Below are 234 nucleotides of genomic sequence, written 5' to 3'. Positions count from 1 at the left end.
GGTAAGAACTACTGATGCAAAAAGTGTGTTATCAGCTAATTTCCCTGCACTAATAACCAGCACTAACATAATAAGAATAGAAGGAAGGGTAAAACCTAAAAATGCACTAATTGCGCCTTTTAGACATGCGCGATGATAACCAATGGCAAACACCACTTGGCTTGAACCCGGGCCGGGTAATAATTGGCTCAAGCCAACAAACTCAGCATATTGTCGCTCACTTAGCGAAGATAA

1 protein-coding gene is annotated in these 234 nt (G+C 41.5%); it reads right to left on the bottom strand.

What is annotated here, in order from left to right:
- The coding region (locus V6256_RS15460; protein ID WP_341599134.1) for a chromate transporter at positions 1–234 on the bottom strand (234 nt) is incomplete at both ends.

It is taken from the genome of Psychromonas aquatilis (genome assembly GCF_038155185.1).
GTDB classification, from domain to species: Bacteria; Pseudomonadota; Gammaproteobacteria; order Enterobacterales; family Psychromonadaceae; genus Psychromonas; species Psychromonas aquatilis.
This window is presented reverse-complemented; position numbering and strand designations above follow the sequence as displayed.